We start from the raw sequence: 21,702 nt of genomic DNA on the forward strand, positions 1-21,702 counted from the left end.
AAAAGTGATAACCAATCAACAAATAACCAATTCCCCAATCTACTACTCCCCAAAAGACCCCGCAGGCCCAGGAAATACAACCGGACTTTCGTACCCGTCTTCCGACACGCTGGCCACGCCGAAGTAGTAATTGTCGATCACGATATTTTCGAGCGTGTATTCGGTGACGTTACCGGTGGGGCGCGCATTTGTCCAGACCGGAGAGGTGGTCAGGCGCCAGTAGACCTTGTAGCCTTCGAGCTGTGGGTTTTGCTCAGGATTGAGGGCATCCCAGCTGAGGGTGGTGCTAGGCTGAACGGCTCCATCGATGCCAACGCCCACGGGCGGAGCCGGCGCCATTGCCATGCTTCCCATCGTCACCACATTCAGCGCGGTGAGTTTGGCGGCATAGTCAAAATTGACGCCTTCAATCACATCGCCATATTCAATTCCGTCTTCAACACGAATATCCTGGTGCTGGCGAACATAGTTTTCATTCGTTTCCATGATACGGACCGCCGGAAATCCAGCCTCGTTAAATGGGCGATGGTGGCCGCCGCGGCCGAAGCGATCAAGCCGGTAGATCATCATCACATCCAGGTTGTCAATATACTGATGACCCATCGTGTGGATGTATCGAGCCAGGTTTCGTGATGGAGAATCGACCTCGCCACCCGTGAACCGCCGAATGCGTGCTTCCCGTTCGGTTTCATTTGCACGGGTTCCTTCAGAAAAGACGCGCGCGGTCGTATTGTTGATGACGCCATTAACACCTTCAATATTACCGATCATATCGTTGTTAAGCACCCCTTTAATCCGCCAGCCATTTTCGATGGCGTAATCGGCCAATATTTCTCCGCCAAATAAACCCTGCTCTTCACCGGAGAGTCCTGCATACACAATTGTGCCGGGAAATTCATGCTGACTCAATACCCTCGCAGCTTCAATCACTCCCGCCATCCCGGATGCATTGTCATTTGCGCCTGGAGAATCGATTTCGGCATCCATTACGTCAGATGCCCGCGAATCGATATCACCCGTCATCATAATCACGCGGCTGGGATCTGCTGTTCCGCGCTGGACGGCTACTACGTTCACGATATTTACAGGGTCAGGAATCCTGTTTGTGCCTCCAACTTCTCCACTCACATAAAAGACTTCAAGACAGCCACCGCATGCTTCAGAAATAGCTTCGAACTCTTTTTTAATCCAGCGACGGGCTGCTCCGATACCGTAAGTATCGGAGGTGGTGTCGGACAATGTATGGCGGTTGCGGAATCCGGCCAGGGTTCGGATGTCTTCTTCAAGCCGGTCGGCAGATACGTCATCGGCTACTTCTTTCAAAAAAGGTTGATATACCGGCCCAGATGAAATACCGCTGTTGGCGTTGGTTTGGGCGAAAGTGCTGGTTGCTGTTGCTAGCAGAATCAGGGTGAATAAAAGAGTGGTGATGGATTTCATTGAGTTTTGTTTGGGGTGATTGGTGACAGCTTTTAAATGGCTTGCGTGCAATAAATCCCCTCCTTTTTAAGGAGGGGACGCAGGGGTGGTTCAAAAATCCTGTGAACTAAATTTAAATTTTTGGATAAGAAAAAGATCGGTGATCCAACCACCCCTAACCCCTCCTTTTTAAGGAGGGGAATATGAGTCCATTCTCAAAAGCTTTTAAAAGTATAGTTTTGGATTTTATAGCAGCTACTTCAAATGCTCCTCGAAAAATTCGAAAATACGACTGTATTCATCATACCAGGAGTTGGCGCTGGTGAAACTATGGCGCTCTGACGGGTATATCATCATCTCAAAATTCCTGTGGCGGTTTTGAATCAGCTCCTCGGCATACTGGAACGTATCCTGCGAGCCTACATTGTCATCGATCAGTCCGTGCAGCAGAATAACCGGGTGCTTCAGCTCAGGCGCGTAGGTCAGCGGCGAGCTTCGGTCATAATGTTCAGGGACCTCTTCGGGATCTCCAAGGCGTGGTAGCGTATACCAGGGATTGGCGTAATAGTAATTCCGCCAATTGGATACTTTCCGCAGTGCCGCACCGGCATGGAATCGGTCAGGAGCGGCTGTAAGTGTATAAAGTGCCATAAATCCGCCATAGCTTCCGCCGTAAATCCCCACGTTATCGAGATCGAGCGCGCCACCGGTTTTTTCCTTAACCCAGTCAAGTCCGTCTACAATATCCATCGTTTCATACCGGCCCATCCAGTTGGTCACATCCTCACGGAAGTCACGGCCGTAGCCGGTACTGTGGCGAAAGTCGACATCAACCACAAAATAACCATTGCGGGTGAGTAGCTGGTTGAACATATATTCGCGCCAGTAATTATTTGACCACCCCTTATATACATTTTGCAGCGATCCGGCGCCATGGGCAAATACCACAACAGGGTAGGTCTGATCCGCATTGTAATTTTCTGGATAGAGAACCGACATCGAAATATCAGTTTCCCCATCGCGCCCGGTAAATCGAATGTACTCTTCACGCTGCCAGTCGATGTCGTGAAAAGAATCCGGAACGGAGTTTGAAAGCTGAATCTCCTCGCCGGGATTTTCCAGGTCGATCATGAAAAGCTCATACGGCTCATTGAAAAATGTTTTGGCGTAAATGAGTTTCGATTTGTCCGGACTAAGTTCAAACTGATACCTGTACGCTTCTTCTGTAGTGAGCTGTTCAGTTTCTCTGGTTTCCAGATTTAAGATAAAGAGATGGCGCTCGCCATAGTCGGCTTCGTTATTGGCGTAAATAATCTCATTATCGCTTAGCCATTCTGCCCATGTAATTTCATAATCGCCTTCGGTAAGCTGCTCTAAGCTGCCGGTAATGGCATTGGTAAGATAGATGTGGTTCCAGCCGGTTTGTTCAGACAGAAAGAACATTTTTTCTGAATCAGGAGCAAACTCCATGTCGCGGTCGTACAGCCAGCCGTCGGTCGAATCTGTGAAAACGATACTCTTTGTGTTTTGATGGGTGTCGTGCAGGATAATATCACGCTTTTTCAATGCTGCGCCTGAGGAATCTACGGCAACAAAGCGGCCGGAGTAGGAAGCCCTGGTTGATGAGCGATGAACGCCATTCATCAGCGTATCTACTGCATTGGTTTCGAGGTTGGCATGGTAGAGTGCCACGGCGGGAATTCCCCGTCGCGACGGGCCCGGCACAACAAATTCACCCACGTATTCTGGAAAATAAATAGTTCTCGCGTCGGAAAAATCTGTCTGGCTGATGATAAGTGCATCGCTGCCAGACCAGCCACCGAGTGAAAAACCAGGCTCTTCGTCAGATTTGGCCGTTACCTGCTGAATGCCGGGCTGTGCAATATTAGTTACCCAGATGTCGCCCGATTTGACAAATGCAATTTGCCGGCTGTCGGGTGCCCACTCGATGCTATAGACCGGGTTCTCAGACTGAAAAAGCATCCGTTCTCCGCTGCCGTCTGCTCGCGACACGAATAGATTGCCATCTTTTGTGTATGCCACATGACGATTATTTGGCGAATGAATGGCGCGGTCGATGTCTTCAACCTTTTTGGGATCACCGCTATCGAGCGAGAGCTCGTACAGACCGGTATCATAATATGCCGAATCATTCCAGGAAATATATATCGATTGCTGATCGGCTGAGAATGAACGCAATGAGGGCCGGATGCCGGGAATCATGGGCTCGAGGAAAATACTTTCGAGAGAGAGGCTATCGGATGGGGTTGTATCCTGTGAGTAGACAGAATTTTGGAATGGAAATGTGAAAATCAGGGCAAAGAGAACTATGAAGATCCGAATCATATTATCAATTCAAATTTGATGTGAAGAGGTTTTAATATGGCTTGTTAATGTAGTGAAAATCTACGAAACAACCGGATTGGGAAGGGTGAGGATTCCGTAAAAAGAAGTAATTACCGGTACAATATCCGGACATTGAAATGGAATTAACGGCCTGTGGGCGCTAAGACAATGAATATCACACCCGAAATAGCTGGCTGTGGATGGAAAGTGCCTGCGCTAAGCCGACACTTTCTCTTCTACATTTTTCAGTGCGATGGATTTTATCGCATCAAAAGCCTGTAATGTTTTATCTACGTGCTCTTTCGTGTGGCCGGCTGTTGGGATGAGCCGGATCAGAACCATTCCCCTTGGTACCACCGGATAGGCGACACCACTTACAAACACGCCGTGTTCTTCACGCAACACTCTCATAATGGTTTTGCAAAGTTCTGTACTGCCTTTTGTGAGAACAGGCGTTACGGGACTTTCCGACGGAAGTACATTGTAACCTATATCGATCAGTCCTTCGCGGAGGGCGAGAGTATTTTCCCAAAGCTGTTCACGCCATTCGGGATGTTTTTTGATAAGATCCAGCCGTTTTCTTGCTGACACGACTATCGGCATGGGAAGGGATTTTGCAAATATCTGACTGCGTGTGTTCGCTTTCAGAAATTCCACAACACGAGGTTCTGATGCAATGAAGGCACCAATCAGTGCAAAGGATTTCGCAAATGTTCCGAAATAGACATCAATGCCATCCTGGCAGCCAAGCTGTTTTCCGGTACCCGACCCGTCGTCTCCAAGTGTGCCGAGTCCGTGAGCGTCATCAACCAATAGGCGAAAATCATATTTCTCTTTCAGGGCAATGATCTCTTTCAACTTGCCCAGGTCGCCGGTCATGCCAAACACACCTTCGGTTACAACCAGTACGGAGGAGTCGGGTTTTCGATGGCGTTCGGCACGCTCGAGCTGCTTCTCGAGACTTTCGATATCATTGTGCTTGAAAACTGATTTTTCAGCAACCGCCAGCTGCTTGCCATCAACGATACAGGCGTGGCTCAGCTCATCGTAAATCAGGAAATCATTGCGGTCTACGAGGGCATGAATGACGCTCATTATACCCTGGTAACCATAGTTAAGAAGCATCGCCTCGGGTTTGCTGACAAAATCAGCGAGCTCCCGTTCAAGCTTTTCATGCTCCGTAGAGTTTCCGGTCATCAGGCGGGCACCCATTGGTACGCTTAAGCCATACTCTTTCGTAGCAGATTCATCTGCCTTCCGAACCTCCGGATGATTGCCAATACTTAGATAATCGTTCACGCTCCAGACAATCATCTCTTTTCCATTGAACCTCATTACCGGCCCAAGCGGACCTTCGAGTCTTGGAAATGTGTAATAGCCGTAGCCGTTAGATGTAAATTCTCCTAAAGGGCCGGGGCGTCCCTCGAGCTTATCAAAAAGATCCATAAAAGCTTATTGTCGGTTAGTCGTTACTTGATTTATAAACCCGAAAGCATATTGAACGGGATTGCAGTCGAAAAATGTACGGAAATTGCAACCCATGTCAAAAGAATGGGTGGCAATTGAAGGGGTGTTTATGGAACTGGATGCCCTTGTGAGGCGACCAGTAGAGTAAACCAATCCTGCCGGTCAAGTTCTATTGCTGTCGCTTCTACGGCTTCTTTAAGCCGGTCCGTTTTCCCTGTTCCCATGACGGGCAAACCATTACAGGGAAGTTTCATGAGCCAGGCAAGTGCAATTTGTGAGATGCCGGCTCCGTATTTTTCTGTCATCGGTGCCAGTGCAGAATGGATTCTCTGCGATTGCTCATCATTACCGGTAAACAATCTGCCTCCCGAAAAGGGAGACCAAAACATTGGGGATGTCCGCTGTTGCTGCGCCTGGTCAAAGGTTCCATCAAAAATCGGTGCTGTATGATGAAGCGAGCACTCCACCTGGTTGGTGACAAGGGGCTGATCAAGCCGGCTCTGCAGCAGGTTGATCTGAGATGGTGAAAAATTGGAGACACCAACATGCTTCACTTTCCCCTCTTTTATTAGCGTGTTAAATGCATCAGCAGTGGCGTCCGCATCCATCAGGGGATCGGGGCGATGTAAGAGCACCAAATCAAGATAATCTGTACTGAGATTTATAAGGGAATTTTCAACTGAGGAAATAATATGATCTGGCGAGGTATTGTAGTGGTTGATCCGGAATTCCGGTCGCTCATCGCACACAAGGCAAATGTCGCATTTTGTGACCAGCTCCATTTGATCTCTCAGCGATGGGTTGAGCTCAAGAGCTTTTCCAAATAGGGCTTCATTGGTATAAAGGCCGTAAATATCGGCGTGATCAAATGTTGTAATGCCAAGTTCGAGTGCGGATTCTATCCAGTCAACGGTCTCCTGCTGAGACATACCCCATTGATCCATCCGCCACAAACCGGCGGCTATTTTAGAGAATTCAGGGCCTTCCGGATGTAGTTTTTGTCGTTTCAATAGATTGGAAATCTGTAGGTGATGATTAACGGCTGTATCGCAAGATAAACAAGCCATTGTTGATGTCGCTAACGATAACTTTGTCGCCTGAGAGATAGGGGTAAACGGACCATAGTCCGGCAAATCCCGGCTGGTTATTTCCTGGTGTAGTGTTGAAGAAACCGAGAGTAGATATATTGTTTGGTTCAGGATTTTGAATGTCCAGAACCCGCAGGCCGGATGTATAGTTGGCCTGGTAAAGAAGATCCTCTTTCACATAAAGATTATGGTCTACTGAGACCGTGTTATGCTCGTAGAATCCGATCATCTCCGGGCTATCAAGGTTTTCAATATTCCAGACGTAGGTCCGGGTATTATTGTTATCTCGCAGTTCATCAAGCTCATCATTCATGAAAAAATAGCGATGATCTTCGCTAAGCCAGCCCTGGTGGGAATATTGATTGCCGGAGTATGAGCCGTTAAAAATGGTAAACGCCTGATCTTTATCTTCCATATTGGTAATCGTGAAGCTGGTTTCACTTGAACTGAAGCAGAGTTCCTGGCCCTGGTGGTCGGCGTCGGGGCCCTGGTAAATAACACATTGGGTGTCGTGGATATAGCCGGCTCTTCCGCCGGTAATACCGCCCGCTTCTTCTTCAAAGTAACATCCGGCAAATGTAGGCCTAATGGGATTATCTGCCAGGTTTATCATATGAAGACCGCCCCGCTGCGCGCAGGTTTCTCCTATTGTTGACCCAACAACATAGGCAAACCCGGTTTCTGTATTGATGGCAATATTATGGGCATCTCCAAATCGAGTGTAGTTATAATCTTCACTAAATATCTGAGGAGGATCCTGAACATCTCTGAGGCGTGTCAGGTCAAATACCTGGAGGCCATAGGTATCCTGCTCGCTGACAACATACACATAGTTTTGATACACTTTGAGATCACGCCAGGAAGATGCTTCTTTAAAACCATCCTCGTCATCGTGACGGGCCATCAGGGGATTCAATTCAGCACTGTTATCTGAAGGCTCTGATAGTTTGCCAACAACAACAGGATTTGCGGGATTTGTCACATCTACAAACGTCACTCCGTCTGACAGGCCAACAAGAGCGTATTCGCGGCCGGTTTCGGGATCAATCCATCCCCAGATATCATTTAGTGAGGCTCTTAAATTATCTTTGGTTTCAGCAAGAAGTTCCGTGGGCGTCAGGTGTGCGTAATAATCAACATTATCACAGGGGTAACCTTCCGCGGTTCCGTCTTCACAGGGGATATAGTTGATTTCTTCAACGTCGGAGGATGTACTGCAACCGGCTAAGAAGACGGTAATAACAACGGGGAGAGCGATATACCGGAACATATCAGACTTCATAAATGTTTGAATATTAACTATTACTCTTCAAAGGCTTGTTTGTTTTAGTAAAAATACCATTTTTAATCATTTAAACACGAAAACTATCAGTATTATGGAAGAAGATGTAACAGAGGAAGACATAGAAAAGTATGAAGAGATGATCGAAAATCCCACAAAACATCAGTTAAAGGCAATTCATACCGCACGTGAACGTGCCTGTATTGATGCGATGAAATCATCAACATCCAAGAATCCGCATAATAAAGGCTCCGATTTGGCAGGACTGTGGGATTACGTGTACGAAGAATACAAGGAAATTCAGTAGATAACCCATTAATTGGATATTGAATTGACAACACTACAGACTATGCAATAACCTTCAGAGCCGATGGTTTTACCTGAAAAACCAACTGCTTCACATGCGTGCTGGAGTACTCACCGTCAACATGCATATAAACCGGTTCCCGGCAAATTACCTCAATTTTTTTACACCGGGTGCGGTTTATATTGAACATTCTTTCAGGGCCGGATATTAAGAACATAGGCAGTGCCATTAACAATAATGGTAAGCGCATGGGTTTCACTATCAGTAGATCAATCAGACCATCATCGGGCTCAGCGTTTGGGGCCACCCAAAAACTCCCGCCTTCTCTCTTTCCGTTGCACGCTGTAACCATCAGGAATTTACCGGTGCGTTTTGTACCATCTGTTGTAACCGACATTCTGGTACCGGTAATTTCCTTAACCGCTTTAAGCGCCCCTGCTGCATATGCTGCTCTGCCTAATGTTCGCTTATAAAGCTCGGTGTGATGGTTGGCCAGGCCATCGAGTCCGATCCCTGCAGTATTCAGACAAAAGCAGTCAAGGTCACCGTCAACTTTGATGAGGTCAATGGGACGCGGATCATTTTTTAGTAAATGGTCAAGTGCATCGGGTAATATCTTAGGTATCCCCATCATATGGGCAAAATCATTGCCGCTTCCCATCGGAACAATTCCAAGTACCGCTCCAAGTCTGGCAGCCAGATTTCCTGTTCTATGCACTGTGCCGTCTCCTCCACAAGCAACGAGAGTTTTATATCCTCGAAGCCTGTGCTGTAAATCACTCCAGAAATATTCGTCTGCACCAGTGTTGATGATGTCCGCGTCTGGCCAGCGAAGATTAACCTGTTGCCGCAATTCCTGTTCCCGGCCAAGTGCTTTTCCGCTGTTGGATTGTGTATTAAACAGAAAGCAGATATCAGTTATGGCCATGCATCAAGAGTTTGGCTTGGTTACTCTCCCTGATTTTTTGTCCAGGCAGCCAGGTGTGTTTCCGGTTTCCCAAGTGTTTCCCAGGTATGTTCAGACTGGAACTGCTCATCGTACTGATTAATAGCGGATAGGATGTGATACTGAAAATCTATAGAAGCTGAAAAGGGTTTGAGCAGGCTGAAAACCCACATCGGTGCTTTAGATTTCTTAAGCGTTTTGCCGGGGTAGTGTTTGATAAACTGATCAATAGCCTCCTCCATGCTGTAAGGCTCCGGGCCCTGCACCGGATACTCCCTGTTTTCATTATGGTTCTTATTAACCCGGAATGACTCTGCTACCTGTTTTCCATAATCGTTTGCTGCAATCCACCAGCTTTTAGTCGTCTGTTCACCGGCCATTACAACACGCTTTCCTTTGAGCTGAAGGTTGGTGAGGTTTTCAAAAAAACTTGAGGGGTAAAAAATTGTAGCCGGAATATCTGCATCGAGTAGTATTTTACAGGCTTCTCGCTTAATATCAAATACCCACCAATCGAAGCCGTCATAATCTTTTACCAGAGACGATAGCATACCGATTCGCTTCACCCGGGCCGATTTAGCCGCTTCAATCACATTTTTTAACCCATCTATTTCAGTTTTAAACCTTTTGTTCTTCTCATCAGGTGCGGTGCTCAGGCTCAGGTAAACGTAATCAACGTCTGTAAAGGCCGTGCGCAAACTGTTTTTGTCCTTAAGATTACCTTTACTCAGATAAAAGCCGGCCCCCAATTTGCGCTGAGCTTTTTGCATGTCCCGGACTACTGCGGTAACAGAGAAGCCTTCCTGCTTCAAAATTTTAGTAACGGGTGCACCGAGCATTCCCGTGGCGCCAACAACTGCAATAGATCGGATTGTTGTGTTCATTGCATTTCAGAAGATAGAGTCATGATTTATAGAGTGATAATATATGAGTTAGCATTCGAAACCAAAGGGTAACGGATTAATTGAGTTTATAGATCTCAATAACAGAAATATAACAATAGCATCATCTATGTTGCCAAAGATCCTGGGTGCTTTATTTAGTGAGGGGCCAAGTGTATAAAATGCTGGTTTATGTTATGAAGCTGCTGAATCGGCTACGATTCGATTTTCTCAAGATTCCGAAGGAGGTGGTGGAGGTGTGATTCAACCGTATCATAAGGGCGGTATCCACGTGTCATAATGCTGATTTCATCTTCAATTTGAATAAGCAGCGTCGGGAAGCCTGTGGCCCCGTGATTCCGGCACCATGTAAATTCATCAATCAGGTTGTTTTTGATCTCATCGCTTTCAAAACGATTTTTAAATTCATTGGGGTCCACGTCATAATCTTCGACGAGTTCTTCATAAGTGGACCACTCGTTCAGGTTTTTTCCGTCTTGGAAAATGGCATCCTGAAGCGTGCCGGCAAAGGAAAGAGCCTGGTGCGGGGCGAGCTCATTCATCGTTTTCTGAGCTCTGCATGGAGGCATGGAATCGTACATATAGCTTCCTTCCTCAACAAGTAGTTTAAAGTTTCTTCCGAATTCCACACCGGTTGATTTTTCAACCTGCTGTAAACCGTCTTTTATATAGCTGAATCCTTCCTCGATGGTTTGAGCACGGTCGCCAACGGCCAGGCCGCCAACTTTTACATCAATGGATATGCGGTCCTCGAAGCGTTCTTGAAGTTTCTCCATCACCGGGTGGAATCCGTAACACCATCCGCAAAGTGGATCGTAAACATAGATGAGTGTAGGTTTTACTTTGGACATCAGACTAATAAGTTCTGTTAACTGTTAAATCAATTATTCATCGTGACTATTGTGGGATGCACTAAGTTCTGCAAGACGTTCTCCCGCTTCCTTTATTGGGATGGACACAGCACTTGCGCCTGCTTCCTGCATAATTTCAGCTTCTTCCTCACGCATTGTTAACACATAAATCAGCCCTTTAAATCCAAGCGTGCGAAGTGTTCGTGTTGCATTGGCTTTTACCTCCTGGTTTCCCATTGCAACCATTACAGATTTAATTTTTTTGAGATCCAAATTTAACCATAGATCTGTATCCTGTATATCGCCATATACCACGCGGCGGCCTTCATTGATATTCCGTTCGATTCTTTCAGGGTCAATATCCATACCCACAACCGGTTTGTGCTGTTCCTTGAGCTTGTCGTAGGCAGCGCGTCCGGCGTTTCCCATGCCGATGATCAGATATTCAGCTGAGCCCAGAGAGACCGTATGGTGCTCCGGGTGTTTTACATCTCTTTCCCATCGCAGCAACCAAGTCTGCCATTTTTTCCATAAGGTCTCTTCATTCATCGAGATCGGAGCATTGACAGCGTATGAAATAGCCGTGAGCAGGCCGAGTATTACGATAACTTCCGCCGGAATATATCCACCTGAGACGGCAACAACACCCGCGATGAGCGTAAACTCGCTATAAGCAGTAAGGGACACTGTTGCCAGGTAGGCGGTTCTTGCGCGCAGGCGAAATGCGATGAACAGAAAGTAGAACATGATCGATTTGAGGGGCAGTAATAACAGGAATATGCCAACAAAAAGATATCCGGAGATTGTCGGGAACCCGGTAAGGCCCACTTCAAGGAAAAATCCAACCAGGAATGCCTCTTTTATACCCCACATTTTTTTACCAATCTTATCAGCGCGTTCGTCCGAGGCCAGAAGCATCCCGGCAAGAAGCGCACCCAGTTCACCCGACAGGTTAAAATATTCAAACAGGTAGGCACCGCCCAGCGCCAGCCCAAGTCCCAGCAGCATCCATAACTCATCCTCGCCAACCTGACCCAGCAGCTTAATCAGAAGTGGCCTCAATAAAGGGACTCCAAGAATGGCAATGCCCCAAAGTGAAGGGGCGCCGCCCCCGGTGTAGGCAATCAGTCCCAGGGCGACCAGGTCTTGTATTACGAGCACGCCAATAGCGGTACGCCCGTAAAATGCACCCAGCTCATTTCTGCGCTCAAGATTTTTTGCAGTAAGCACAGTACTTGAAAAGCTTAGGGTAATAGCAATAATAATTGCAGCTTCCAGGCCATATCCAAAAGCTAGGCAGATGGGTGTAAAAATAGCCGCTGATATGGCCATATGTGTCAGGCCGACACCCACAATATCAAACCGCAGAATGTTTTTTAGCCGGATATGAAGGCCTACCGTGAAAAGCAGAAAGATTACGCCAAGGTGAGAGATCTCCTTCAGCATCTCCCCGGGTTGATAATTAAATGCGGAAAGTATCAGGCCCGCTGCAAGGTATCCTACTAATGGGGGCAGATGTATTCTCGAAACAGCAAATCCGAGTGCAAAAGCCGCACCAATCCAGATAATATCCATTTATGAAATAGTTTTGAGTTCGATTTGAAGATCTGTCAATCTACAAATAGTTTCTGCATCTGTCACATGTTGAATGAATTTCTTTCCATACACGGTTTTATCACGAATTATGTAGGGTCTCTCACCAGAGCTGTAAATTTGTGATGACATCTCAGAGCGGGACCGCAATCTATAACGGAGTCTTTGTGAATCTTTTGTTGGAGAACAGGCTATTTCAAAACTAATTAAGTGAATCGGATTCGGCAGGTTTGAAAATGATAAGGCGGCTCAATAGACTGCAAATGTGAGAAAAGAAAACCGGCACAGTAAAAAAAAAAGGGGTGAAAATCTCTTTTCACCCCCTCGTTTTGATCACCCCGAAAGCCAAATCGAGGATTCTCAAACCGATCCTCATGAACTTGTAAATGTTATCAGCCTTCCCGGTTGAAATCTTAAGTAAGGAGCTGAATTTTTTTTAAGATTGGGTCGGGTAGACGTAGATGCGATTACTCAATTGTGTCTGTATAGTGACAACATTGTTATGGTAGATGCACCGTATGTAAAATAAAGCCATAATCAATATTTGATAGCTCAGCCAATCAATCTGAATTGACAGTAACCCCGCTTTTCACGTACTTCTATAACATTTCAACCGCCATGAAATTTGCTCGCTATGTCCATTTCAAAATTCTTTGGTTTTTACGCCTGTCTGATGATTGTTACGCTTTCAGTTGTGCCCGATGCTATACTGGCTCAATCCAAGCCGAACTATAGCGACGATTACATTACTCCTCCCGAATCAATCGCTGAAGAAATCCTTGCGCCGCGGCATGAGCATGTGACCTTAAATAATTTAAGTCCGAACGGCGGCTATTTTCTTAACCGCATCGAAAGCGGATTGCCTCAGCTTTCAAAGCTGGCAAAACCCTGGTACAATATTGCCGGGCTTCAGATTGATCACCGGGCAAACCGCAATCGCTCAATGACTATAGATGATCCAGTTATTGGTCTCGAATTGATCGATTCACGCACAGGAGAATCACGCCGGCTAAGTACGCCGAGAACAGCCACCATAACGGATGTAAGCTGGTCGCCCGCCGGGGATAAACTCGCGTATTTTGCACACTACAACCGGGCAACCCACATTTATGTTGCGACCCTTGAGTCGGGCCAGTCAGAACGCTTAACAACGCTGCCTGCTCTCGCAACACTTGTTACCTCATTTGAGTGGGCCGGAGACGGGCAGTCGATCCTTACAGTACTTTTACCGGAAGAAAGAGGAGCTGAGCCGCGCCGCCCGCAAACACCAAATGCAATCACGGTTAGAACAACCACGCCAGAAGAAAACCGGCTTCGAACTTACCAGTCATTGCTAACAGACAGGCACGATGCAAATCTACTTGAATATTTCGTGACAGGTCAGCTTGCCAAAATTAATGTTGAAACGAAGGTTGTTCAGCATATCGGAAATCCATCTATGATTCGGCGTTTTGATACGTCACCGGATGGAGACCATTTGATTGTGCAAACCATGAAACGGCCTTTTTCATACATTGTACCGGTATCCCGGTTTGGATGGACTGAAGAAATTTGGGATCTGAATGGAAATGTGCTCACAGAACTGCGTACGTCTGACCACCGCCTTGGGGTACCCGACGCCGAAGAGGTTGAAGATTATGGACGTCGCGATATCAAGTGGCGGCCCGATGGAAATGGGCTGAGCTTGCTGCTGAAAAGTGATGCTGGCAAAGATGAAGAAGAAAGTGATTCTGGTGACAATGGAGACGATGACACCAGGGAGAATTCTGAACCGAATGAGGACGACGATGCGACCGACCGCGTGATTCAATGGGTGCCTCCATTTGGCGAAAATGATCAGTCGATAGTATACGAAACTGATAGCGAAATGGATGACGTGATGTATAACGACGATTCAGATATTCTGTTTATCACTGAACGAGGCAGCGAAAATGAAAAACTTTACGCTGTTTTTATGGATGAACCTGACAGCACCTACACTATTTTCGATTATGAAAGATCGGAGTTTTACGAAGATCCCGGAAATGTGATGAGAACCGGTGGTGATCTCGGGGAATATGTAGTTCGGGTGTCGCCAAACGGGGAGAATGTTTACCTGGATGGGACAGAGTATTTTGAGGACTTTGAAGAAAATGCTCCGCGGCCTTTTGTTGATGAAGTGAATATAAGGTCGGGAGAAACGACACGAATTTTCCAAAGCTCACCGGATGTCTATGAAGAAGTGGCGTCAGTTCTGGACGACGAATTGAATCTGCTAATGCTGGAGCGGGAAACTCCCACAATGATTCCAAATTCCTGGCTGTACAACCGGGAAACGGAAGAGATGGAGCAGCTCACAGTAAATAGTGATCCCAACAGTGAAGTAACCCAGGCACAGCGTGACCGTTTTAAGGTGAAACGGGCTGATGGGTTTGAGTTTTGGATGGAGGTTATAATGCCTCAGGACTGGAATGGAGAGCCGCTCCCGGGACTGATATGGCACTACCCGCGCGAGGTGGATGACCAGGAAGATTATGATGAAGGCGTGCGGGACTACAACAAAAATCGGTACCCCCGAATTTATGCACGATCATCTGATATAATGATTAAAGAGGGCTATGCGGTTTTGCAGCCAGACTGGCCCATCGCCGGTGACAGGGGCTCTTCCAATGATAATTTTGTGTGGAGTATCGTTCAAAACAGCACGGCAGTGATCGACAGTGCCGAAGCCCGTGGTTACATCGACCGGCATAAAATGGCGATTGGCGGACATAGTTACGGAGCATTCGGGACATCGAATGCCATGATTCACACCAGTTTTTTTAAAGCCGGTATCGCCGGCGCCGGAAACTACAACCGTACGCTCACGCCGCTGGGTTTCCAGAGAGAGCCGAATGATTTGTGGCGGGGTCTGGATAAGTATGTTCAGATGTCCCCGATTTTTTGGGCCGACCGCCTCAACGGCGCCCTGCTGATGTATCATAGCGAGGCAGATCAGAATGTGGGAACCTGGCCAACCAATTCACGCCGGATGTTTCATGCGCTGAATGGCATCGGGAAAGATGCGGCGCTTTATATGTACCCGCATGAGGGGCACGGGCCAGATGCCGAGCAAACACTGCTCGACTTATGGACGCGCTGGGTAGACTGGCTGGATTATTACGTGAAAGAGAATGGGGCAGTGGAGGAGTAGCCTTTTATTTCGAGGCTAAGGTAAGACGATCGGAAATCGCTACATGGTTACGTCTTATACATCGTTAAATCATTCTTCGGGATGCATGGGATAAAACATGGCATGTCTCGTGCTATCCAGGCATTCAGTTACATCGGGTAGCTATGAGGAGAGTGAGACTGAAGTTGCAATATCAAGACATGCTATGTTTAGGGATCAAGGCCTGACAGCGCCGGGAAGCTTATGTTTTGTTTAAAGACATCATCCGCGGATTCCGTTTCTAAAAAAAATTTGAATAGAAACCGAGCTTTATTCAATAAGAAAACATGGCATGTCTCTTGCCGTTCGGTCATATAGTTTCTTCAATGAGCTTTGATGTGAAATCGGGCTTTAGGGATAAATAACTGATCATAGCCACCACAAGACATAGCATGTCTGATCAACGGATACAGAATTGCGTTTTTAATCATTGGCTAACTACTCAGAAGTTTCCTGGATCTGCAAAGAGACATGCCATGTCTAACTCCGGGGAACTTTTTGCGGCCCATACATTATCCAAAAATGTCGTCTGCAGCGAGCGTAAGTTTTTCTAAAACCACAGAGGAAAAGTTTTGATTACCGCTGATGGTTGCACGGAGGTGAAAGGAGTTCTCTTTCAGCACGAACTGTTCAATTGTTTTCTCTGATGGATCAACAATCCAGTACTCTTTTACCTTATGCTTTTCATAGAGAGCCATCTTTTTCTGCCGGTCGATTGTTTCGGTGTTCTCGGACAGGACTTCCACGATAAAATCAGGAGCATCTACAATATTTTTTTTGGTGATGATATTCAGTCGTTCCTGTGCCACATAAACCAGGTCGGGCTGGACGACGTTGGTCATTGAGAGAATAACATCAATGGGAGCAATCAGAATTTCACCGCTGCGGTTGTCATTGACAAATGGATCAATAAGTCGAAATAAATTTAAAAGAACCCGCTGGTGCACGGTGGTAGGTGCAGGTGTCATATACAATTCCCCCTCAATGATTTGATGTTGTTTACCATCATCCGGCAGGTGCCGGTAATCATCGTATGTTGTTAACCGTGATGTTGTGGTTGTTGCAGACATATTCCTCTTGTTTACATATTAACATACATTTTAGAGACAAAGAGGTTAAAAATCAACCGATACAGTGTGTCACCTGTACGGGGTTTATCACCGGAAAAGTATTCCGTCAGCTTTCGTCAAACTCATCTTGCTGCAACAGAACTTCGCCGTACGAAATATCCTCTCCTGCCAAAACCATAACTGTTGTTGGGAGCCCTTCAAGCCGCTTCTGAATATTCTGATAGTAGTCAACAAAATTTTCATCGGGAGTGGCCATGCCCAGGAAGATAAGATCTGCATCTTTTGATGAATCATGAAGAACGTCGGTAAATGATCGGCCGTTTGCCACGATAACCTCTGAGGTTGCCCCGGTTCGAAGCTTAGCAGTAATCCGACTCAGATTTTGGCGCGCATCTTCTGCGGCCCGTTCGTCAGGCACCATCATTTTGATGGTTACATCAGCATTCCACCAGCTGCGGCTGCTTTGGAGTAAATAGGCGAGAATCATCATCAAACCGCCATTCCCTTTCAATCCACCCCACCACAGATCAATTTTCTGTTTGTTTCGGAAAATATTCTCGTCATTGTCATGAATAATAACCGTGTTGCGCTTCTGCTCATAAAAGTGGGCAATCATTTCGCAATACTTTTCACGGATCTCTTCGTTTTCACTATCGCCAAGAATGATGGTGTTCGGAACGAGAGATCCCAGGCCATACGACTTCACAAGATCTTCTGCACCCTGAAAGGTGTCTTTAGCTGAAATAACCCGAACGAGTCCCTGGATGCTTCGTTTGGATAGAAAATCTCTGATATTATCTTCCATATTTTTCTGGCGAAGCGGCGCTATATTATCACTGGTCAGAACGGTCGCAATCGTTAGAATTCCGCGGTTGTGTGTGATGGAGTTCGCAAATTCAATCAGGTGCCATCGTTTCGTTGGGGCACCGGATAGTACCAACGGGTTGGGGCGCCAGGTTTTGGCTTCTTTTTCTTCCGTGATTCTCATCAGCCCGAAGCGGATGAGTGCCATCCATAAGCCTTTGCCTACATCGCCCCAAGCAGATTTCATTTCGCGCTGTTTTAGCCACAGAAAGATTGCGGCAATAAAGATGAACGCGAGTATTGTGGCTAAAGTATTGATTAAAAACATGACCGCAAGGCATCCAACCGCGCCAAGAATGGAAAAGCTCCAGTGAACTTGAAATTCCGGACGAAAGGATGGACTGTCGAGAAGCCGTTCTATGCCGGCTGCCGCGTTGAGAACACCGTAAGTTGTCAGGAAAAACATAGTCAGTACCGGCGCAATGATGTTCAGATTACCGAGGTAAACAGCAGCCAGGGCTACAACCATTGTTAAAAGTGTTCCCAGGCGCGGAGAATCGTCTTCGCCGTCGCCACGGCCGAGCCATTGCAGCCACCGTGGCAAAATACCGTCCCTGGCAAGCGCCTGAAGTACGCGGGGTGCACCAAGAACACTTCCCACGGCACTCGACAGCGTAGCGCCCCAAACGCCGATTAAAATAGCATCACCCCACCAGGCAATTTTCCGCATAATCAGCGGGTCTTCAATAAGTGTGAGGGCATCCGCTCTGTTAGCCAAAATGATAGGGAGAACCATGTAGACCACGTAGCCCACACCGATCGCGTAAAATGTTCCTTTGGGGATAGATTTCGAGGGATTTGCAAGATCGCCCGACATGTTTACTCCGGCCATGATACCCGTTACGGCAGGGAAAAAGACGGCAAACACAACCCAAAACCCTTCAGAATTCCGGTCAGCCGCACCCCACATTTCAATGTCTGACTGCTCCACGGGGCTCCCGAAAATGAGCGAAACCAGCGAGATTGCAATGCCGAACATGATAAAGTATTGCGCCCTGATGGCAACTTTGGCTGAAATCATGGCCAGAACCGCCACGCCAACGGTCGTGACCATTCCCACCGTTTTGAAATCGAGCGATGGGAAAACTCCCACAACACTTTCGGCAAAACCGACGGTATAGAGTGCAACCGATAAAGCCAGGGCAATATAAAGAGGAATCCCAATGGCGCCGCCCGGTTCAATACCGAGCGAACGGCTAATCATATAATAGGCACCGCCAATTCGTACCCGCTGATCGGTAGCTATTGCGGAAATGGATAGCGCCGTTAAAAAGGTGATAGCAGTGGCGAGTGTGACAATTAACAGGGTGCCGATGAGGCCTACATTTCCCACAACCCAGCCAAATCGCAGGTACATAATAACGCCAAGGATGGTAAGAATAGACGGTGTAAACACCCCGCCGAACGTGCCCAGACCATCTTTTGAAGGCTTTATTACGTATTCCTGGTCAGGGGCTTTTTTGCGAAACGGATTTTTCATCTACTGTATTTGGATCTGGAAAAGTGGAATAGAATTTATTGCAAATGATTTTCAGGACTGCAATGATAAGCATTAAATAGCGGAGTTGACGAGTTAAAAAGAGATTTATGCTATTTAAGTGTCTCTGATGGGGATGTAACGATCAGTATTAGCTTTTCGCAGTGCAAGCAAGCAATTTATAAATCTTGCAGAAATAAAAAACCCCCCGCCTTTTAAGAACGGGGGATTAAAGAATGATGCTAATACTTTCGATTACTAATTTTAAAACACGATGGAAGAAGAAAATCCCAATCCGGTCTCTCTTTCGTTTGGATAAAAATTAAGGGAGGGTGAAATGAGCAGGGTAACAGTTTTACTGAGCCTGAGATCCATCAACAATTCCGCTCCTATTATGACGCCTACATCTACTTGTGTCCTTTCTGAAGCTGTAGGGGAATAAGGCCCGGAATATGATTCAGTTTTAATTGTTGAGAGTGTATAGCCGGCAGAAATCCGAGGGCGTATATTACTTCCCTGTTCATTTTGAAATAACCCTTTTGAGACACCGGTACCAAGCATCAGCATGATTCCATGCGTATTATGAATTTTGGTAATACCAAATCCTGTCATTACCTCACCTGTAAACAATTGGTTCTCATCTTGTTCTTTTGCAGGAAAAAAGGTCAGCAACACACTCCCGGAGGCTGCCTTGAATTCATTATAGTCCCGGGTCTCTTCAACAGTTGTGCTTGTACCTGAAAAAGCCACATCCATGTTTTTATCGATGGAAAACCCGACTGTTAAAGCGGATGCGGGTTGCCCCATAAATGAGGTGTACTGATATTGCAGGCCAATACCACTTGACTTTTCACCCATAAACAAAGTTTGAGAATAAGCCGATGAGGTTATAAATAAAATCGAAATGAAGAGTATAAAGGCCCGTAGTGTAATCAACATTTCGTGTATAGTTCATGAAGGTTTAATAAAATGTGTACGGCACTTACATCTCGTCATTTTCTTTTCGAAACAGTAAAGCCGCCTCTAAAAAGATCCAAACCGTAAACCCGAGGATAATCGCTCCAAAAAAGAAAAGAAGCAAATTCCCCTCGGTATCGCCAAATCCCGACCACTGGAACACCACCTGCTCGGTCATGGCCCAGAGCGTCATAAACAGCAGGAAAATCATAGGGATAAGCGTGTAGATGATGGGGCGGCCTTTCCGGTGCAGCCAGATGGTAATCAGTAATAGACTGATACCGGCCAAAAGTTGATTGGATGTGCCAAACAGAGGCCAGAGCAGGTATCCGCCTGAACCAAGCCCGCGCGGCCCTTCGGGTATCAACACAAGGGCCGCACTCGCGCCTACCGCAATCGCAGTTGATGGATGAAGTTTAGTAAGCGTTTTTACCATGTACTCCTCACCGAGTTCATTGATAATGTAGCGCATCAGCCGCACAGACGTGTCGAGCGTGGTGGCGGCGAAACTGATCACAATAACGGCAATGATAGTTTCGGCGGCCTGAATGGGAATCATCAAACCGGTGGCCAGGGCGGCAGCGCCCTCTACAAAAATGCCAAGGCCGCTGGAACCCGCGGCTTCAAACGAATGATAGACATCAAGAAACTCCCCGGTGGTATTGAAGTAGGTGACAATCGCTACAATGGTAATGAGCGCAAGTGATCCCTCACCAATTGCGCCGAGATAGCCGACAAACCGGGCATCGGTTTCATTGTTGAGCTGTTTGGCCGTGGTTCCTGATGAGACCAGCCCATGAAAACCGGAGATGGCACCGCAGGCGATCGTGATAAACAGAAGCGGAAACCAGCTCACATCGCCGGTATTGGGATTGGTGGCCGGCGCGGTAATTTCCGGGCTGGTGATAAAAAGCGCCAGGTAGAGCAAAATCAGGCCAAAAATAAGTTGATAGGCATTGATCAGATCGCGCGGCTGCAGGAGCATCCAAACCGGTAGTGTGGAGGCGAAATAGACATATACCATCAGGATGATAATCCAGACCAGAAACGCTGTTCCCGTAGATGAAAGTCCGGCAAGGCCTGCCGCGTTTTCACCGCCCAGCCAGGCCACAATATCGATTTGAAGAATGGGCACATAGCTGGCAACTATGGCCGTGGCGTACATCACGACAAGTACGACAATTGCCGGAATAACCATTCCACCGGTTTTTCTGTAGGCCCGGAATCCGATCCAGATCGCAAGCGGGATTTGAATAAAAACGGAGAGAACGGTGGCCGGAAAACTGATAAACAGGCTGGAGATCACCCATGCAAATACGGCATTGACCATCAGCACCAAAATGAGAATGATAAACAGGAAAAGAAGTTTAGCGCGGTGGCCAACCAGCTTATCCGCAAGCGTTCCAACCGACTGACCTTTGTTCCGTACCGACAGCACCATCGTTCCGAAGTCGTGAACGCCCGCTGCAAACAGAGTTCCGAAAACCACCCAAAGCATGGCTGGAAGCCAGCCCCAGTAAACCGCAATGGCAGGCCCAACGATGGGTGCCGCACCCGCAATAGATGTGAAATGATGGCCTAATAGCACAAACTTGTTGGCTGGTACGTAATCCACGCCATCTTGAAACTCGTGGGCCGGTGTCATATAGTCCGGATTGAGCCGGTAAATTTTTTCAGCCAAAAATTTTGAGTAATAGCGATAACCGATGGCGAATAAAATTAGTGATATGGCGGCTACCAGGCTTGAAGACAATGCAGTTGATTTTCTGGGTTAATGGAGATGGCGAATCAAACCGAAGTACGGAAATATGCCGGTAAGTCGCAAGCAGGCGGGTGTTATCAGCCTCGTTGTAATTTTGGCTGATGGTATGGCGAAGGAGAGCATTCAGTTCAGACCTGAAGTTTTCGAGGCCGCCTTTTCTTTTATGCGATTCATTAAATCA

General features: G+C 47.0%; 15 protein-coding genes. 2 read left to right on the plus strand and 13 right to left on the minus strand.

What is annotated here, in order from left to right; translation table 11 throughout:
• Positions 1 to 42 precede the first annotated feature (42 nt).
• The 5 genes from AABW11_RS11100 to AABW11_RS11120 form a co-directional block, all read right to left on the minus strand.
• Complete coding sequence (locus AABW11_RS11100; RefSeq protein WP_340105161.1) at positions 43 to 1,440, minus strand: M28 family metallopeptidase; 1,398 nt, start codon at positions 1,438 to 1,440, stop codon at positions 43 to 45.
• A gap of 234 nt (positions 1,441 to 1,674) precedes the next feature.
• A complete protein-coding gene (locus AABW11_RS11105; protein WP_340105162.1) occupies positions 1,675 to 3,765 on the minus strand; it encodes an alpha/beta fold hydrolase in 2,091 nt (696 codons plus the stop codon).
• A gap of 216 nt (positions 3,766 to 3,981) precedes the next feature.
• Positions 3,982 to 5,211 carry an aminotransferase class I/II-fold pyridoxal phosphate-dependent enzyme gene (locus AABW11_RS11110; protein ID WP_340105163.1) on the minus strand — a complete coding sequence of 410 codons (1,230 nt, stop codon included), beginning with the start codon at positions 5,209 to 5,211 and terminating at the stop codon, positions 3,982 to 3,984.
• 128 nt (positions 5,212 to 5,339) lie between these two features.
• The gene (locus tag AABW11_RS11115) at positions 5,340 to 6,242 is read right to left on the minus strand and encodes an aldo/keto reductase (protein ID WP_340105164.1); all 903 of its coding nucleotides are present in this window, start codon (positions 6,240 to 6,242) and stop codon (positions 5,340 to 5,342) included.
• 25 nt (positions 6,243 to 6,267) lie between these two features.
• Positions 6,268 to 7,602 (minus strand): choice-of-anchor B family protein, encoded by a 1,335-nt coding sequence (locus AABW11_RS11120; protein WP_340105165.1) that lies wholly within the window; start codon positions 7,600 to 7,602, stop codon positions 6,268 to 6,270.
• Positions 7,603 to 7,696: 94 nt separating this feature from the next.
• On the opposite strand from AABW11_RS11120, the gene AABW11_RS11125 reads away from it, so the two are divergent.
• Complete coding sequence (locus tag AABW11_RS11125; protein WP_340105166.1) at positions 7,697 to 7,909, plus strand: hypothetical protein; 213 nt, start codon at positions 7,697 to 7,699, stop codon at positions 7,907 to 7,909.
• 40 nt (positions 7,910 to 7,949) lie between these two features.
• Here the strand turns inward: AABW11_RS11125 and AABW11_RS11130 are convergent, their stop codons facing one another.
• The 4 genes from AABW11_RS11130 to AABW11_RS11145 all read right to left on the minus strand — a co-directional run bounded on the left by AABW11_RS11130 (position 7,950) and on the right by AABW11_RS11145 (position 12,183).
• Positions 7,950 to 8,837, minus strand: coding sequence for a diacylglycerol/lipid kinase family protein (locus AABW11_RS11130; protein WP_340105167.1), 888 nt, complete (start codon positions 8,835 to 8,837; stop codon positions 7,950 to 7,952).
• Between the two features lie 20 nt (positions 8,838 to 8,857).
• Complete coding sequence (locus AABW11_RS11135; protein ID WP_340105168.1) at positions 8,858 to 9,739, minus strand: SDR family oxidoreductase; 882 nt, start codon at positions 9,737 to 9,739, stop codon at positions 8,858 to 8,860.
• A gap of 212 nt (positions 9,740 to 9,951) precedes the next feature.
• Entirely contained in the window at positions 9,952 to 10,608 is a 657-nt protein-coding gene (locus tag AABW11_RS11140) for a DsbA family protein (protein WP_340105169.1), read from the minus strand.
• Between the two features lie 33 nt (positions 10,609 to 10,641).
• Positions 10,642 to 12,183: a cation:proton antiporter family protein gene (locus AABW11_RS11145; protein WP_340105170.1), complete on the minus strand. Its 1,542-nt coding sequence runs from the start codon at positions 12,181 to 12,183 to the stop codon at positions 10,642 to 10,644.
• A gap of 652 nt (positions 12,184 to 12,835) precedes the next feature.
• On the opposite strand from AABW11_RS11145, the gene AABW11_RS11150 reads away from it, so the two are divergent.
• Positions 12,836 to 15,373, plus strand: coding sequence for a S9 family peptidase (locus tag AABW11_RS11150; protein ID WP_340105171.1), 2,538 nt, complete (start codon positions 12,836 to 12,838; stop codon positions 15,371 to 15,373).
• 530 nt (positions 15,374 to 15,903) lie between these two features.
• Here the strand turns inward: AABW11_RS11150 and AABW11_RS11155 are convergent.
• The 4 genes from AABW11_RS11155 to AABW11_RS11170 form a co-directional block, all read right to left on the minus strand.
• Positions 15,904 to 16,461, minus strand: coding sequence for a Uma2 family endonuclease (locus tag AABW11_RS11155; protein ID WP_340105172.1), 558 nt, complete (start codon positions 16,459 to 16,461; stop codon positions 15,904 to 15,906).
• Between the two features lie 106 nt (positions 16,462 to 16,567).
• Positions 16,568 to 18,805 carry a Na-K-Cl cotransporter gene (locus AABW11_RS11160; protein ID WP_340105173.1) on the minus strand — a complete coding sequence of 746 codons (2,238 nt, stop codon included), beginning with the start codon at positions 18,803 to 18,805 and terminating at the stop codon, positions 16,568 to 16,570.
• 261 nt (positions 18,806 to 19,066) lie between these two features.
• On the minus strand, positions 19,067 to 19,660 hold the full coding sequence (locus AABW11_RS11165) for a hypothetical protein (RefSeq protein WP_340105174.1): 594 nt from the start codon (positions 19,658 to 19,660) through the stop codon (positions 19,067 to 19,069).
• Between the two features lie 124 nt (positions 19,661 to 19,784).
• Positions 19,785 to 21,512 (minus strand): carbon starvation CstA family protein, encoded by a 1,728-nt coding sequence (locus tag AABW11_RS11170; RefSeq protein ID WP_340105175.1) that lies wholly within the window; start codon positions 21,510 to 21,512, stop codon positions 19,785 to 19,787.
• Positions 21,513 to 21,702: the final 190 nt, after the last annotated feature.

Origin of the sequence: Rhodohalobacter sp. 8-1, from assembly GCF_038150125.1 — a bacterium.
Classification (GTDB): Bacteria; Bacteroidota; Rhodothermia; order Balneolales; family Balneolaceae; genus SW132.